The organism is Streptomyces sp. NPDC104096, assembly GCF_055584385.1.
The window spans coordinates 101,425-116,665 of the sequence record NZ_JBVJMD010000012.1 but is presented as its reverse complement, the minus strand read 5'-3'; the positions used below and the strand labels follow the sequence as shown (position 1 = coordinate 116,665).

10 protein-coding genes and 1 pseudogene are annotated in these 15,241 nt (G+C 70.7%); 5 read left to right on the top strand and 6 right to left on the bottom strand.

What is annotated here, in order from left to right; all coding sequences use genetic code 11:
- The first annotated feature begins 101 nt into the window (after nt 1–101).
- The gene (locus tag ACZ60B_RS15840) at nt 102–704 is read left to right on the top strand and encodes a GPP34 family phosphoprotein (RefSeq protein WP_469387231.1); all 603 of its coding nucleotides are present in this window, start codon (nt 102–104) and stop codon (nt 702–704) included.
- Between the two features lie 417 nt (nt 705–1,121).
- Here ACZ60B_RS15840 and ACZ60B_RS15835 read toward each other — a convergent pair whose 3' ends face one another.
- Nucleotides 1,122–1,259 carry a hypothetical protein gene (locus ACZ60B_RS15835; protein WP_469387229.1) on the bottom strand — a complete coding sequence of 46 codons (138 nt, stop codon included), beginning with the start codon at nt 1,257–1,259 and terminating at the stop codon, nt 1,122–1,124.
- A gap of 58 nt (nt 1,260–1,317) precedes the next feature.
- On the opposite strand from ACZ60B_RS15835, the pseudogene ACZ60B_RS15830 reads away from it, so the two are divergent.
- Nucleotides 1,318–1,590, top strand: a pseudogene (locus ACZ60B_RS15830) (IS21 family transposase); the annotation flags it as partial.
- A 399-nt stretch (nt 1,591–1,989) separates the two neighbouring features.
- On the opposite strand, the gene ACZ60B_RS15825 reads toward ACZ60B_RS15830, so the two are convergent.
- Nucleotides 1,990–5,361 carry a S8 family peptidase gene (locus ACZ60B_RS15825; RefSeq protein ID WP_469387227.1) on the bottom strand — a complete coding sequence of 1,124 codons (3,372 nt, stop codon included), beginning with the start codon at nt 5,359–5,361 and terminating at the stop codon, nt 1,990–1,992.
- Between the two features lie 567 nt (nt 5,362–5,928).
- On the opposite strand from ACZ60B_RS15825, the gene ACZ60B_RS15820 reads away from it, so the two are divergent.
- Nucleotides 5,929–7,134, top strand: coding sequence for a MarR family transcriptional regulator (locus ACZ60B_RS15820; protein WP_469387225.1), 1,206 nt, complete (start codon nt 5,929–5,931; stop codon nt 7,132–7,134).
- A 497-nt stretch (nt 7,135–7,631) separates the two neighbouring features.
- Here the strand turns inward: ACZ60B_RS15820 and ACZ60B_RS15815 are convergent, their stop codons facing one another.
- From ACZ60B_RS15815 to ACZ60B_RS15800, 4 genes are all read right to left on the bottom strand, one after another.
- A complete protein-coding gene (locus ACZ60B_RS15815) occupies nt 7,632–8,369 on the bottom strand; it encodes a transposase (protein ID WP_469387342.1) in 738 nt (245 codons plus the stop codon).
- Nucleotides 8,370–8,489: 120 nt separating this feature from the next.
- Complete coding sequence (locus ACZ60B_RS15810; protein ID WP_469387340.1) at nt 8,490–8,831, bottom strand: VOC family protein; 342 nt, start codon at nt 8,829–8,831, stop codon at nt 8,490–8,492.
- A gap of 713 nt (nt 8,832–9,544) precedes the next feature.
- A complete protein-coding gene (locus ACZ60B_RS15805; protein ID WP_469387223.1) occupies nt 9,545–9,772 on the bottom strand; it encodes a hypothetical protein in 228 nt (75 codons plus the stop codon).
- Between the two features lie 147 nt (nt 9,773–9,919).
- Nucleotides 9,920–10,831, bottom strand: coding sequence for a DMT family transporter (locus ACZ60B_RS15800; RefSeq protein ID WP_469387221.1), 912 nt, complete (start codon nt 10,829–10,831; stop codon nt 9,920–9,922).
- Between the two features lie 1,111 nt (nt 10,832–11,942).
- Here ACZ60B_RS15800 and ACZ60B_RS15795 point away from each other — a divergent pair.
- Nucleotides 11,943–14,951 carry an ATP-binding protein gene (locus ACZ60B_RS15795; RefSeq protein ID WP_469387219.1) on the top strand — a complete coding sequence of 1,003 codons (3,009 nt, stop codon included), beginning with the start codon at nt 11,943–11,945 and terminating at the stop codon, nt 14,949–14,951.
- A gap of 154 nt (nt 14,952–15,105) precedes the next feature.
- Nucleotides 15,106–15,228 carry a hypothetical protein gene (locus ACZ60B_RS15790; RefSeq protein ID WP_469387216.1) on the top strand — a complete coding sequence of 41 codons (123 nt, stop codon included), beginning with the start codon at nt 15,106–15,108 and terminating at the stop codon, nt 15,226–15,228.
- The last annotated feature ends 13 nt before the right edge of the window (nt 15,229–15,241 follow it).

Sequence of the window (15,241 nt, the reverse complement as noted above, 5' to 3'; positions counted from 1 at the left end):
AACCCCCCGTCACGGACCCGTGGCCCGTCCCCACCGCGGCAGGCGTGTCGCCGGGGGAGCCGGACCCCGTACGCGCTGCCGGACGAGACAGGAACCACTTGATGACCACGCCACACGACCTGCTGATCACCGTCCTGGAGACATCGGCCCCGCGCCGCGTCTTTCCGGGTGATCTGTCGCTCGCCCTCGCGGGAGCCGAACTGATCGATCTCCTCGACCACCCCACCATCCGGCTGGACGGCGGCCGTATCGTGCCCGGTCACCTGCCGCAGCCGGCAGATCCCCTCCTGACGCAGGCCGCCGCCGGCTTCGTCAGGGAGGAACCGTACGAGCTGGTCGACGACTGGCTGTGGCGCAGAGGCGACTTTCTGGCGCGGGCCTACATCGCTGCTCTGGAATCCCGGCACCTCCTCGTACGACGGCGCGGCACCTTCCTGCGCGGCAGAAGGACGGAACTCGCCGATTCACCCGAGCGCCGACGGGCAGCCAAGCGCTGGTCCGATGCCGAACCTGTGCTGCACGCCCTTGCCGCAAGTCTTGGCATCGGCAGCGAACGGACTCCACGACCGCCCGGCATCACGGACTACGCCGTGAACACCGTCCTGGCCGCCGTCCTCACCGCAGTCGAAGAGCTCCAGGCGCAACGCCGTCGGCGGGACGTCGAACAAGCCGCCTTCGACAGCCTCTGGCGCGGCCTGGAGTGACGTGCCCCGGCGCATACGGCCGAGCCCCTGCCGGGCCGGTCGCCGGTTGGAGACGAACGGCGCAGCACACCCGTGCCCGTGGGGGTTCCGGCCGGTCGCACGCTGTCCCGCCTTCGGCGCCGAGCGGGATCTGTGACGCTGACGCCGTCATCGGTCGGCAGGACCTGGACGCGGCCCGCCAACGGGGCAGGCCGGGGGAAGACCCGTCTGCCGACGTCCACACGGTCCGGCGGGCGGAGCGGGGCTCGTAAAGGACCGGCAGCCGACTGGCCATCGTGCACGGTTCGATGACCGCCGACGGCTGTCCCGCAGCGCGCCTCGCTGGGCGGGCAGCCCCGCAGACCCCGCCTCGAACCGCCGGGCGGCGGGGCGGGCCGCACCCGAGGGCACACCGTCCGGGCGGGGCAGGCGCCGGGATCACTGCTTGAGGTCGGCCATGAGGGCTCGCATGTCGTCGACCACGGCCGGCTGGTACGCAGACAGGTCGGGTGCCGCCGGTCCTTCACCGATCGCATGGTCTTCCTGCTCATCTTCCACCGGCTGTTCAAGGAACACGGCGCCGATGTCTCCTACGGGATGGTCCGTCACTACGTCGCGGCCCGGGCCCGACATCCTGGTTGAGTCGGGCAAGGCCGTACACCGCGTGTTCGCCTCGGCCGGTCAGGAGGCGTTCTTCGAAGGGCACGTCCACGCGCTGCGGACGCTGGGCGGGGTCCCGCGGAGCAAGATCCGCTACGGCAACCTGAAGGCGGCCGTCGCCCGCGTGCTCGGGCTGTGCCGGGCGAGGGTGGAGACGGACCGGTGGATCGCGTTCAAGTCGCACCATGGCATCGATAGCTTCTACTGCCGCCCGGGCATCGAGGGCGCCCACGAGAAGGGTCGGGTCGGTCGCTGGTCGGACGTCTCAGCCATGGGTGTGCCTGGGTGGGCGCAGGCCTCCTGCAGCGCCGGCCGAGGCGGCCCCTCAGATGATCGGGCACCTGTCGGAGAAGGAAGCCGGGCCGTCTGTCCGGCGATCATGCGTCGATCGTCCGGAACAAGGCGCGCTTGTCGTAGGTCGGTGGTGTGTCGGCTTCGCAGGCCGACCCCGGTTGTGGGGGTCGCGCGGGCCGTGCCGGGTGAGGTGTGCGGGGAGCCGGGTGGGACGCAGGGGGAAGGGCCCCCGCCTGTGGCGGGGGCCCTTCGGCCGGCTCGGTGTCGTGCGGGTGTCGAGGGCTCCCGTGGCTCGCGCGATCCCGGTTCCAGGGGGAGGACGGCGCGGGCGTCGGGGTCCGTACGGTCGTGCCTACTTCGTCAGGTAGGCGTTGATGATGGTCTGGTCGACGGCGTTGTCCTGCCGGTCGACGGCCTGGGTCTTGAACGAGACGCTGCCGCCCGCTGTCGGGTTGGTGAGGTGTACCCGGCCGTCGCGCACGGTGGCCGTCTGCCAGGTGGTGCCCTTGTCGTAGGAGACCCATACCGTCAGGGACTTCAGGTTCTGGCCCGCGGCGGCTCCCTTCACGATGACCGGGACCCGCACCTTCGCGCCCGCCTTGCCGGTGTTGTCGAGGGACAGGCGGGGGGTGAAGCGGACGACCGAGATGGGCAGCGTGGTGGTTTTCGGGGTGTAGGCGGAGGAGAACGTCCAGTCCACGGTCAGGCTGCTGGAGACGTCGGCCTCGGTGCTGCGCTCGACCGAGACGTTCAGACGGTAGTCGGCTCGCTCGGTGCTGGCTGCGGGGTAGAAGAAGTCCATCGGGTAGGGGCTGCGGCGTACCAGTTCGCCGTTGCGGTAGAGGCTGGTGTCGGCAGCGTCCACCCGTGTCTGGTTGCTGCTGGAGTTGCCGGCCCCGTCGGAGAACAGCGGGAGGCTGCCGGTCATCGTGTCGCCCACCCGGATCAGTTTGGCGCCTTCGGGCAGATCGGGTCCGAAGACACCCACGTTCAGCACACGGCGGTAGGAACGGCCCGGCTCGAACGTGTTTTCCGTCGTGTTGTAGACGGTGTCGAGGTGGCCGTCGGCCCCCCTCTGGCGCAGGGACAGCCACCAGGTGCTGTCCGGTGAGAGCAGGTGAAGGGTGGTCGTGGAGGGCAGGGAACGCTCGACGGTCACACTGCCGCCGCCCTGGGCGGCCAGCGAGAGGAATCCGGTCTTGTCCTTCCCGGACGCCCCCAGCCCCGTGCGGACCTCGGCGAAGTCGCCTGTGCGGGGGTGGGCCTGGAAGCCGGTGACGTACCGGTCACCCTTGGGCTCGTAGGACGCGTCGTAGTCGTCGTGTCCCTGCGCGCCGGTGGAGAAGGCGGCCTCGATGCGCTGCTTCAGCGTGTCCTGGCCAGCGACTTCGGGGCCGACGTGCGCGGTGCGCAGTTCCTTGGTGGAGTCGAAGAAGGCGAGGAAGGTCGGGCCGGGGCGGCCCGCCTGATCCACACCCGCGCGGACGAAGCCGGAGGTCTGCTGGGCGGCACGGTCGGGGACGGTGACCCGGACCGGCTTGGTGGTGCGCGCGTCCAGCGTCACCGTGGTGTCCTTGGTGACGTCGAGGTTGGGCTGGTTGAACCAGTCCTCCCCCTGGCCGTAGGAGCCGGTCGGATCCACGCGGAGCGAGGCGTTGAGGTAGTACCGGCCCTTGGGGACGCGCACCGTGTACGTGTTTGCGGACAGGTAGGAGGCGCCTCCCTCGAGGGGACCGGACAGGCCGGCCAGCGTGGCGTCCCAGGCGTCGACGGGGGCGGGTTCGCCCGCACGGTCCAGGGGCTTGACGGTGACGTTGTACATCTCCGACTCGCGCTCGACGGCCAGCGCGGTGGCGACGCTCTGCCCCTCACCGGATGCGGTGATGCGTCCGGTGAAGCGGCCTGCCGTGTCGCCGCCGAGCCGGGTGTCGGCGGTGACCTTCACGCTCGCCTCGCCGTGCGCGGGGACGGTGACCTGGTCGTCGGCGCTGAACATCCCGCTGGGCGCGGGACTTTGGTCGGGCGCGGTGGCGTCCACGGTCAGCTTCAGGGTGATGGGGGCCTCACCCGTGTTGTGGTAGGTGAGGTGTCGGGTGAGCGGCTGGTCGTCGGTGTGCGGCCAGCGGGCGAGACCGAAGGAGAGCGAGGTCTCCTTGGCGAAGACGCTCTGCTTGATCGCCTTGCGCAGATCGACGCGGCCGGAGCCCTGCTGGAACGCCGTGTACGCACCGGGCGTGGTCGACGCGACGAGCGCCTGCTTGATGTCGTCGCCGCTCCAGTCGGGGTGCTGCTGGGCGAGGATGGCGGCAGCGCCCGCGACGTGCGGGGTCGCCATGGAGGTGCCGCTGAGGGCTATGTACCCGTCTGCGACCGGGGTGCCGGCGCCGGCCATGAAGCTGTCGTGCGCGGCCGCGGCCCCGATGCCCACACCGGGCGCGGTGAGGTCGGGCTTGATGCCGTCGTCCCCGACGCGCGGCCCGGTGCTGGAGAACGGGGCGAGAACCTCCTGCTTGTCGACCGCGCCGACGGTGAGCGCGGCATCCGCGCTGCCCGGCGTGCTGATCGATCCGGCTCCCAGTTCGCCGTTGTTGCCGGCCGCTACGACGAAGAGGGTTCTGCTCCCGGCCGACAGCTTGTCGACCGCCTCCTCCATCGGGTCGATCTCCGGGGAGTCGTAGGCGCCCAGGCTGAGGTTGGCGACGTCCGCCTTCTGGGCCACGGCCCACTCCATGCCCGCGATGATCTCGGACATGCCGCCCTGGCCGCTGTCGTTGAGCACCTTGGCGTCCAGGAGGCGGGCGCCCGGCGCCACACCCTTGTACCTGCCGGCGGACTTGGCGCCGGTGCCCGCCGCGATGGACGCGACATGAGTGCCGTGGCCGAACCGGTCGTCCGTGGTCGGCGAGTTGGAGAAGTTGTGCTCGGCGGCGACCTTGCCGGCCAGGTCGGGGTGGGTGGTGTCGATACCGGTGTCCAGGACGGCGATACGTGTGCCGGTGCCGTCGTAACCGGCAGCCCAGGCCTCGGGTCCGCCGATCTGCGGAACGCTCTTGTCGAGCGAGGCCTGAACGATGGCGTCGAGCCATACCGACGCGATGCCGGGCGCGGTGGTGCGGCCGGTGGCGTGGGCGGAGGTGTCGGTCAGGGCTGACCACAGGGCTGAAGTGCCGTTCGCGGGCGCACTGATGGCGTCGGCGTCGATACTGGTCAGCCTGTGCTGCACGGCGGCCCCGGCGGTGTTGCGCAGGGCCGTCCTGGCCGCCGGGCGGGCCCCGTCGTACATGACGATGAGTCGCAGGCCCGTGCGCTGAGCGTAGGCGGAAGCGCTCTGAGCGGTCATGTCGAACAGCCGCCGGTCCAGGCGACCGCTTTCGACCAGGTTCCGCGCATCGCGGGGAATGGCGTAGGTGTGGCCGCCGACGCTCTCGACACGAAGAGGTATGTTCTCCCGGCCCTTGGCGGGACGTACGGACAGGACATCGCCCTTGCCGTTGACCAGGATGCGGTCGCCGGTGATCAACGGTATCCACCGCTGTGCGGCGGCGGGCCCGGAACCGTCGGCGTCCAGGGCGGACGGGAGAGGCGATCTGGAGTGCGATGGCGAGGCCGGCACCGTACGGGTCGAGCCCGCGAGCGCCAGGGACGCCGACGGCGTGGCCGCCACCAACAGCATGCTGAGCCCCACGAACGCGCCGAACGCAGGTCTCTTGGACGTGGACTTCACGAGTTCCTCTCGCTGGACGAGCCTTTCCACATGCCGGTGGGCATGAGGAGAGGATGCGCAAGCAGCTTTTGGCTGCACCTTTTCCTTGGACGGCCGCGGGCCGCACGTGATCACATTGCGTCGACCCCGCACGACCTGTGGCCTGTTGCCCGACGCATCAGCCAGTCGTGCCGACAGCCGTCCAAGCCGCTTCACCGGTGGCCTTCAGCACCCACGGCGCGGCTCGCCGCGCAGTCCCACCCGGTGTGCGCGCCTGTGTGCGGCGGCGGTGTGAGAGACGGGGCGTGGGGCAGGCCCGTCAAGGGCCGCCGGTGCTCGGGCGGGTGATGAGGTGTTCGGCCCTGCACGCAAGCACCCCCTCTCGAAACGACCGGAGCATGCCGTGGGCGTGGTGTGTGTGCCGCGTCGAGCCTGGGGCATCACACCGTGCCTGGGCACGCACCAGCTCGGGCCATTTACTATGTCGGCCCGACTGGTGGACCCAGCCTCCCTGTTGACCGGCACGATCTCGATCTGATTCGGCCTGGCCCGAAGAACGACATTCCGGAAGGACCACTCCAGGCTGTCATGGTCTACCGCATACATTTCACGGTTCAGGATCTGGCCCGCACACGTGTGGCCGAGGCGCCGATGCCGCTGCACGAGCTGGAACTTGCCGCGCGAGCGCTGCAGAGCCGCTACCGGCCCGCCCGGCTCGATGCCTGGCGCCACCGTGCACGTGCCGGGCTGTCCGCCCAGGCTCGCGTGGCACTGGCCCTCATGCTTGTCGTGGGATGTTCGCCGGACTTCCTCAGCCCGGCCAGGGCGGGCGGTGTCGAAGAACTTCTGGAACAGGTGCGCAGCACACCTCGCGCACACGTCAGGACGAACCTGCTGGAGACGGCACGGAGTCGTCCTTCGCTGTCCACCTGGACCCGCCGTCTGGCCGACGACGCCTCCCTGTTCGCCGAGCTCTGCACGGGACTCGGCGACCTCCACACCTGCCTGCTCGCTCCGCACCGGGACCGGTTCACCGCACACCTGGAGGCGGACCGGCCGCTGCGCCTGCAGCAGTTGCTCACCGGCGGTGTCGAGCAGCTGCTGACCCAGGCCAACCCCCAGTGGATGCGATGGAAGGCGCCGGCTCTGGAAGTCCGCATGGTCAATGGAGCCGATCGAGACGTTCGCCTGGACGGGGAAGGCTTGCTGCTCGTCCCGTCGATGTTCTGCACCCGCGCCATCGTCACCGACGGCCCGCCCGTCTCGGTGAGCTACCCCGCCTGCCCGGACCGGCACCCCGGTGATCTCACCGTCCCTGCCACCGCGCCCGGCCGCTCACGCTCCGCCGGCGCGTCGGCCCTTCTGGGCCGCACGCGCACCACGGTGCTCACCACCGTCGTGGAGCACCCGGGGTGTTCCACCAAGGAACTGGCCGCTCGCGCGGGAATCGCACCCGCGAGCGCCAGCGAACACGCCACCGTTCTCCGCGAGGCCGGACTGATCCGCTCGCTGCGCCACCGCAACTCCATGCTGCACAGCCTCACCCCCCCTCGGCCTGGCCCTCCTCAACGCCGCGGAGGAGGGCTGAGAAGCCGCGTCGGCTGCTTCGGCCGTGACCGCACGGGTTCACCGTGCCCCGGTCCGTCCCCGCGCCGGCCGGCCGTGACCGACGGCATGCGTGAGCCGATGCCAGGCCGGGGCACCACGCTCGCCCTGCCCGCCGACCGGTGCCGATGCCTGCGGGGGACGCGCAGACGCTCCCACCGGCGGTGGGTCACCGCGCCCTGCTCGTGAAGCCCACGCCGAGTGCGGGAAGTCGCTCGTCTGCGCGTGGAACAGACGGTCACCCGCCCGTGCCGGACACGCGTGGCTCCTCGTCGGACCACCACAGCCTGGGCTGGTCCGGGGGGCGAGTGGCGGGATGGGAAGACTGGGCCGGTGACAGCCCAGGACTCGACGGGGGACGATCAGCTCATGCGAATACGACGAGAGGCTCGCTGGGTCTTGTGGGGGCTGTGGCTTGCGTGCCTGGTGTTCTCCGTCTGGTTCTTCACGAAGGTGATCACGTTGTTCCTGCAGGCCGAGTCCTGGTGACGCGGCGAGGTGTCGTGCCACTCCCGTGCCAGAACGGACGGGGACCCACAGAGAATCCAGGTTCACCAGGGTGCGAACCGCCCCATGCCGCCCAAGGCAGGGATTCCCAGGTCACGCCTATGATCCCCCGACCTCGCTCCTGACGAGTCGGTGCGTGACAGCGGGTGGGGCGTGCTGGTCCGTTCGAGGACCGTTGCTCAGACTTGGGCGGTGCGGTCGGAGACGAGGTTGGCGATGGCGCGGTAGGTGTCGGGCAGGCGGTCGCGGCTCAGGCCGGGACAGCCGTCGTCCGGGAGGATCTCGACGTCGGGGAAGTACTGGAAGCAGATGGCGATGCCTTTGTTGCGGACGGCCGTGGCGTCGTGCATCCGTCCAGGCCGCGGGCCATCGGTCCATAGCGTGCGGCCTTGCCGGTCGGCGATGACGGTGGCCTTCATCGTGTTCTGTTTCTTCTTGCCCAAGATGAATGCGCGTCGACCGCCACGTCTGGCCGGTGGCCGGCGGACCTGGATCTCGGTGGCGTCCAGCCGGAGCTCGACGCCTTCGGCCTGGGCGTGGGCGAACACATCCGTCAGCGTCCGAAGCCGCAGGTCGGGACGGTCGGGGACCGCGCACCACCTTTCGGCCAGGAGTGTGCGTACTTCTGCGATTGCGCGGGTGATGGTGGAGCGGTCGACGCCGAACAGCAGGCCGAGCACCGCGTGCGGCAGGTCGTGGCGCAGATGGATCAGCGTGGCCACCAGCCTGTCGACGAACACCCGCTGATGCCGGGTGCCGACACCCGCGGCCCGCTTCCTGACCCCGCCTCGTGCAGCATGACGGCGGCCCTCGAGGCCGGCCTGCCACGACACGGCCAACTCCTCGATCAGACACGCGAGATGACGTCGAGAGATCCCCGTGAACAGCCGGTGCACCAGCACCGCCCGGTTGACCATGCCCGCCACAGCCGGATCATGCCACCCTCCAGGCACGACGCCGCACCCGCTATCACGCACCAACTCGTAACTGGCCCAAGAGGTCGTGACCACCGGTCCAGGAGCCCAGCCCTCTCCAGATCAGTCCAGACAAAGGCAGAAAGGGTGACCTGCCGGGTCCAGGAAAACCCGGTAGGACGTACCAGGCTGCTCCGGGTGCTTGCCCGCGCCAAGGCCGATCACTGCCACCTCGGCAGCATCGAGGTCGTCAACGATCACATCGAGGTGCATCTGCTGAGGCCTTTCCTGGCCCGGCCGCAGCGGCGGAGTGTAATCAACCACCTTATGGAAGGAGATGCACTGGCCGTTCTCAGCGCAGACGGCAGCCCTGTCCGAGGAGACGTCAACCTTCCAATCCAGCATCGATCCATAGAATCGAGCGAGCACACCGGGGTCGGGACAATCGATAACAGTGAGAGGCAAGAACAGTGAGAGGCAAGCGAGCGATAGCCATAAGGGCCACGCTATCGACGGTCGCGGTGAGTACGCCTCCAGTTCCGTAGAAACGTGCGGGGAGGCACCGTTGTACGGCTGCTGTAGCGCGATCACGCACACAGATCCATCGAATCACCACAGAAGGTGATGCACCGCAGGGGCACATCCCTACAGTTCGAACTCGCAGATGAGGCTAAGACCGCGTCCTACGTGATGGCTCGCCCGCGCATTCCCTGCCTGCGGCAGCCGCGCATCCGGCCCCTGCCGGGACTGACAACTGCCAGTTTGCTGAGACCAGATGGGCGCCGTCGGGCCCCTTTCGCATGCCGACGGGCGCCCCACCCAGGCGCGGGGGACAGGCGACGTGGCGTCCGCCGCGGTCGGGTCCTCTCACGCGACGGCGGTCCGCACGGACTCGAAGGCGGCCTTCAGTCCCGTCAGCCGCGCAGGAACAGCGGCAAGGCACGCCGCAGGGCGAGCCGGCACACCCGGCGACAGCCGCCGCCGAAGCGGGCACACCCGCTGAGGTCTGCGGGGGAGGGTGATCCGGACGGCACTTGCAACACGAAGGCTGGGTGGATGAGTTGGGTACCGGGTACGCCGGTGCGGACGCCGGCCTGCGCGTACGGCCGGAGTCCGCGCGCCTGCTGCCGGGCCCGGCGGACCACTGGGGCTGAGCCCGGCTCGGGGTGAGGTCCTGCTCAGCCCTTGGAGCCGGTGCCGGCCACGACGGAGGCCGCCGCGTCCTGCTCCGGAACCTCCTCGAAGGCGACGTTGCCCATGCGACGGTTCATGGAGCGCATCAGCGCCCAGACGGCCAGGGCCATCGCGGCGAAGACGACGAAGCCCAGTGTGCCGGGGGTGACCTTGTTCTCGTCGACCTCCATGGCGAGGGGGACGAGGTGTGTGAGTACCTGGTTCGCGATCATGAAAGGCATTCTGGCGGACGGCGCGGAGAGGCCGTCCCCGGGGGAGGGGGGATCGACGAGGGACTCGGCCGACTCGTACCTCGGCCGACCGGACCTTGCCTGGAGTCGGACACGCATCCGAGACCTACAGGCCGACTCGCCCGGTGCTCACGACCGTTGGGTGACGGCGATGCACACGAGCACGGCGACGGCGGTCAGGGGAGCTGCCGGCGTCAGGTGTTCGCCCAGCAGCAGCACCGACCACACCAGGGTGAGCAGCGGCTGGCCCAGCTGCAGCTGGCTGGCCTTGGGGATGCCGATGAACGCCATCCCCCGGTACCAGACGACCAGGCCCAGGAACTGCGAGCCCAGCGCCACCCACAGCACACCGGCGATGCCGTGGGCGGTGAAGTGGACCGGCTCGTACGTCAGAGCCACGGCGGCGGCCGGCGCGCTCAGCGGCAGGCACATCGTCAGGGCCCAGCCGATGACCTGCCAGCCCGGCATGACCTGCGCCAGCCGGCCGCCCTCCGTGTAGGCGGCCGCGCACACGAGCAGGGCCCCGAAGAGATAGGCGTCGGCGACGGTGAGCGCCCCGCCGCTCTGCCCGATCGTGAAGGCGAGCACGGCCACGGCGCCCGCCACGGCCGCCAGCCAGAACCTGCGGGAGGGCCGGCTGCCGGTACGCACGGCCGAGAACACCGCGGTGGTCAGCGGCAGCAGCCCCACCACGACGGCGGCGTGCGCGGTGCTGGAGGTCTGCAGGGCGAGCGTGGTCAGCATCGGGAAGCCCAGCACCACGCCGAGGGCGACCACGGCCAGCCCCGGCACATGGCGCCGCTCGGGCGGCCGTACCCGCAGCACCAGCAGGCAGCCGCCCGCGACCAGCGCGGCGAGGACGCAGCGCACGGCCACCAGCGACCAGGGACCGAAGCCCTCCAGGCCCCAGGCGGTGGCCGGGAAGGTCAGGGAAAAGGAGACGACTCCGAGGGCGGCCAGCGCGGTACCGAGGGCCCGGTGCTGCTGCGGAGCGCTCACTGCTATCGGGGTAGAGGCAGTAGCGCTACTCTCTATGCTCATAAATGAGCGTAGCAATGTGAGTGAACTGCCAAAAGAGCTGGATCACATGCTCAACCGCTACCTCCATTGGCAGGTAAGTGCTTTCATCGCCTGTCCCTGTCCCTGTCCCTGTCTCTGTCCCTGACGCCGCCCGCCGAGGGCGCAGGACCGGTGCCGCTCACGCGACCCGCCGCTCCTCGCCCGGGCCGAGCCCGGACCCGCTCGGCCTCATCGTGCGGTGTGGCAGGCGGGCGCCCGCCGCTTTCACCGGCGTTCCAGGGCGAGCCGTCGGCGGGCAGCTCCGGCCGGGGGAGACGAGGTACCGGCGCAGACCGGGGTGTCCGTAAGAGGTCCCGCCAAAGGTGCTCGGCGTGCCGGTGCCGCTCGTGGACGCGCGCAAACACCCCTGCCCGGCGGTGGGGTTACGGTCCCTGCGCGCGAAAGCCGCGTCAGGTGCGAGGAGTTGGTGATCCCTGCGTGACAGGGGCGCTCACGTGCCTGTCCGCAAGGTACGAGGCCCCTCAGCGGACCTGGACGGTCTGGGGGCGATACTTCCGTAATGTCGTTATTCGGGTCAGGCCGAATCAGGTCGAGATCGCAGCGTTCGCAGGTGAGGGTGATCGCACAGTCAGCAGGAGTCGACGGCGCACGGGCACCTGAGCAGCCACGAGTTGGTCATGCGGTCGGATGGCCGATGCAAGGCCGGGCCCGGGTGCATGGTCGGCACATGTACCCCCGGACGGTGGCGGAGGGAGCCCGGCAGCGTACGTGCTCTTGCGTTTCCGCCTCACCCGAGGGGTCTCCTTGCCCAGCGTTCCTCTTTCCCGGCCAGGGCCGATCGCGCCTGCCGCGGTTGCCGCTCTGACGACAGGGGCCATACCGGCCACCGCCGCGGTACCGGCGGACAGCGCTCCTGTGCCGTCCGGCGGCGCCGTTCACCAGCCGGCAGCGAGCGGCGGCACGCACCGCGTCCCTCTGATCACCGGTGACAAGGTCATGATCGGCACCGCCGCCGACGGTTGGGTTCGTCACCGGGGACACCCTCGCGGCGCCGCTGCACATCGACACCGCCCGCAGCACCCAAGCCCGTCCACCTGACCGGTGTGGCGTCGGCCGCCCGACAGACCCGCAAATGGCCTCTGCCGGACCGGCCCGCATGCCAAGCCCCCCGCGGTCCGGCAACCCGCCGGCCGGCCAAGCCACCTGTCGAAAGCGTTGGGAGCGTTCCGTCACAGTCATGACCGCATCGGCGACATCCCCCGTGTGCAGCCGCCCCCGCTTCGTCGGGCGCGACGCGGAACTGAGACGTGTGACGGACACGCTGCAACAGCCGCCCGCACTGGTGCTGGTGGAAGGAGAGGCGGGCATCGGCAAGAGCCGCCTGGTGCAGGAGGCCCTGGCGGCGCTCGCCCCCGCCGGCCCGCGCACGCTGGTGGCGGTGTGCCCGCCGTTGCGCGAGGCGCTCACCCTGGGCCCGATCGTCGACGCCGCCCGGCAGGCCGCCTCCAGCGGCGCCGAGGTGGCAGCCCTCCAACTGTCCGCGCTGGCCGGCACGCTGCGGCCGCTGTTCCCGGAATGGGCGCACGCTCTGCCGCCCGCACCGGAACCGGCGACCGATGCCGGCGCCGCCCGACATCGGCTGATCCGGGCCTTCACCGAACTCCTGGACCGTCTCGGAACCGACGTCCTGGTCGTCGAGGACGTCCACTGGGCGGACGAGGCGACGCTGGAGTTCCTGCTGTTCCTGGCCTCTCGCCGACCCCTGCCGCTCACCCTGGTGATGACCTGCCGTCCCGAGGAGGTACCGGCCGACTCCCTGCTGCTGAGGCTGTCCTCCCGGGTACCGACGGGCGCCGGTACCAGCCACGCACGGGTCGGCCTGAGCGGACTCGCGGTGTCGGACACCGCGCAGCTCGTGTCGTCGATGCTGGACGACGAACACGTCTCCACCGAGTTCGCCACCTTCCTGCACGACCGCACCGAGGGCGTGCCGCTCGCGCTGGAAGAGTGCGTACGACTGCTGCGGGATCGCGCCGACCTGGTCCGGCGGGACGGCGAATGGATGCGACGCACCCTCGACGAGATCGCCGTGCCACCGACGATCCGGGACGCGGTCACCGAACGGGTGGCCCGGCTCGGGACCGACGCCCGGCACATCCTGTTGGCAGCCGCAGTCCTGAGCGATCCGGCGGACGCGGCGACACTGGGCACGGTCAGCGGACTGACCCCGGCCGGCAACGGCCACGACGCAGGCCTCAGAAGCCGGACGGGCAATCCGGCGGACCGCGCCCCCGCTCCGACCCCAAGGCCCGCCGCCCCCGTGGCCGAAGCAGTCGCATCAGCCGTCGGCGACGCGCTCCGCAGCGGCCTGCTGGTCGAGGACGGCTCCGATCCGGGCCGTATCGCCTTCCGGCACGCGCTTGCCGCCCGCACGGTGTACGACCGGGCGCCGGCGTTCGAACGGCGCGCCGCCCACAGCCGCGCCGCCGCACTGCTGGAGAGCGCCCGGCCCCGACCCGTCGGCCGGCTCGCCCACCACTTCCGACAGGCCGGCGAGATCGTACGGTGGTGCGAGTACGCCGGACAGGCGGCCGACATCGCCCTCGCGTCCGGTGACCACGTCAGCGCCCTCGCCTTCCTGCACGCACTGATCGACGAACCGGCCCTGCCCGCGCAAGCCGTCGCCCCCCTGGTGCGCAAGATGCCCTTCCAGGCCTTCACCGGCTACACCCGGCGCGCGGACATCCTGGCCACGCTGCGCGCCGTCCTCGAAACAGACCGGCTCAGCGCACCCGACCGCGCCGAAGTGCGCGGCCAGCTCGCTCAGATCCTCATCCAACTCGGCGAGTACGCGGCCGCGGCGGCGGAGCTGGAACCGGCGATAGCCCACCTCGCCGACGCGACCTACACCGGCGCCTGGGCGATGACCGCCCTGGGATATCCGGTGCTGAGCGGGACATGGCCGGCCACGACCCACCTGCGCTGGCTGGAGCGGGCCCGCGAGCTTGCCGCCGGTGCGCCGCTCTCCCCGCACGAGCGGATGTCCCTGCTGGTCAACCGTACGACCGCACTGCTCGAACTCGGCGAGGAATCCGGCTGGGCGCACGCCGCGGAACTGGGCGAGGACGAGTCGACACCACAGCTGGCCCTCCAGCGCGCCCGCGCCGAACTGAACATCGGCGACTCGGCGATCCAATGGGGGCACTACGCGCAGGCCAGGCGGCGGCTGACGAACGCCGTCGACATCGCGGACCGGCACGCCTACCAACTGCTCGCGGACCTGGCAGGGGTGACCCTCCTGCACCTCGACTACCTGACCGGCGCCTGGCAGGGCCTGGCCGAGCGGGCCGGGCAGTGGTCGCACGCGGCCGAAGAGCCCTTGTGCCGACTGCAGGCCCTGCTGGTGCTGGCCCAGGTGAAACTGGTGACCGCGGGCGCGGACGACGAGGTCGACCATCTGCTGCAAACGGTGCGCCAGGAGGGCGAACGCCGCGGCGCCGTCGGCCTGTGGCTGGAGCCCGCCGCGGCCCAGGCACGGATCCGGCTCGCCGCGGGCGACACCGAGGAGGCACTCGCCCTGACCGAGGACCCCATCCGTCTGGTCATGCGCAAGAGCATCTGGCACTGGGCGACCGACGTCGCACCCGCGCGCGTGGCGGCACTGACCGCGGCCGGACGGCACACCGAGGCCGAACACCTCGTGACCGCCTTCGACGCCGGACTGAGCGGGCGGCGCGCACCCGCCGCGCAGGCGGGACTTCAGGAGTGCCGGGCGGTGCTCGCCGAGAACCGGGCAGAACTCGATACGGCGGCGCCGGCCTGGGCCGATGCCGCCCAGGCCTGGGCGCAGCTGCCGAGGCCGCACGCAGCGGCACGGGCGCAGGAAGGCGCCGAACGCTGCGCGGCCGCCGTGCGCAGCGGCCGGCGCGGCGGGCGGCGAGGATACGGCAACCAGCTCTCGCCGCGGGAGTCGGAGGTGGTGCGGCTGGTGCTGCAGGGCCTGACGAACCGTCAGATAGCCGTCGAGCTGTCGAGATCGCCCAGCACCGTCACGGCGCAGTTGAAGTCGGCCATGCGTAAGAACGGGGTGACGTCCAGAACGGCGCTGGCCGTACAGGTGACCCAGTCGCGCAGCGTCTGAACAGCCGCAGCCGCAGCCGCAGCCGCAGCCGCGGACTTGTTCGTGCACGTCCAGGCATTCTTTAGCCCATTTGACCAATCGATCACGGCTGCCTGCCCGACCCATACTCGCAGGCACCCGGCGTTCGCCCGGGGACAGCAACTGAGGGTTGTTCATGAGTGAGGGCAAGAACATGAATTCGAGCGAGCGTGAACCTCACGGCGAACGGGACGAGCCGCAGGACGCGGACACCGAGGACGCCGACCGCCAGGAGCCCTCCGGCTACGAACCACTCTGACTCCGCCCCGCCC

Bases quoted from the DNA above. Each gene is read 5' to 3' on its own strand.
- ACZ60B_RS15840 (WP_469387231.1), top strand. From the start codon at position 102: ATGACCACGCCACACGACCTGCTGATCACCGTCCTGGAGACATCGGCC.
- ACZ60B_RS15820 (WP_469387225.1), top strand. From the start codon at position 5,929: ATGGTCTACCGCATACATTTCACGGTTCAGGATCTGGCCCGCACACGT.
- ACZ60B_RS15815 (WP_469387342.1), bottom strand. From the start codon at position 8,369: ATGGTCAACCGGGCGGTGCTGGTGCACCGGCTGTTCACGGGGATCTCT.
- ACZ60B_RS15805 (WP_469387223.1), bottom strand. From the start codon at position 9,772: ATGATCGCGAACCAGGTACTCACACACCTCGTCCCCCTCGCCATGGAG.
- ACZ60B_RS15800 (WP_469387221.1), bottom strand. From the start codon at position 10,831: ATGAGCATAGAGAGTAGCGCTACTGCCTCTACCCCGATAGCAGTGAGC.
- ACZ60B_RS15795 (WP_469387219.1), top strand. From the start codon at position 11,943: ATGGCCTCTGCCGGACCGGCCCGCATGCCAAGCCCCCCGCGGTCCGGC.
- ACZ60B_RS15790 (WP_469387216.1), top strand. From the start codon at position 15,106: ATGAGTGAGGGCAAGAACATGAATTCGAGCGAGCGTGAACCTCACGGC.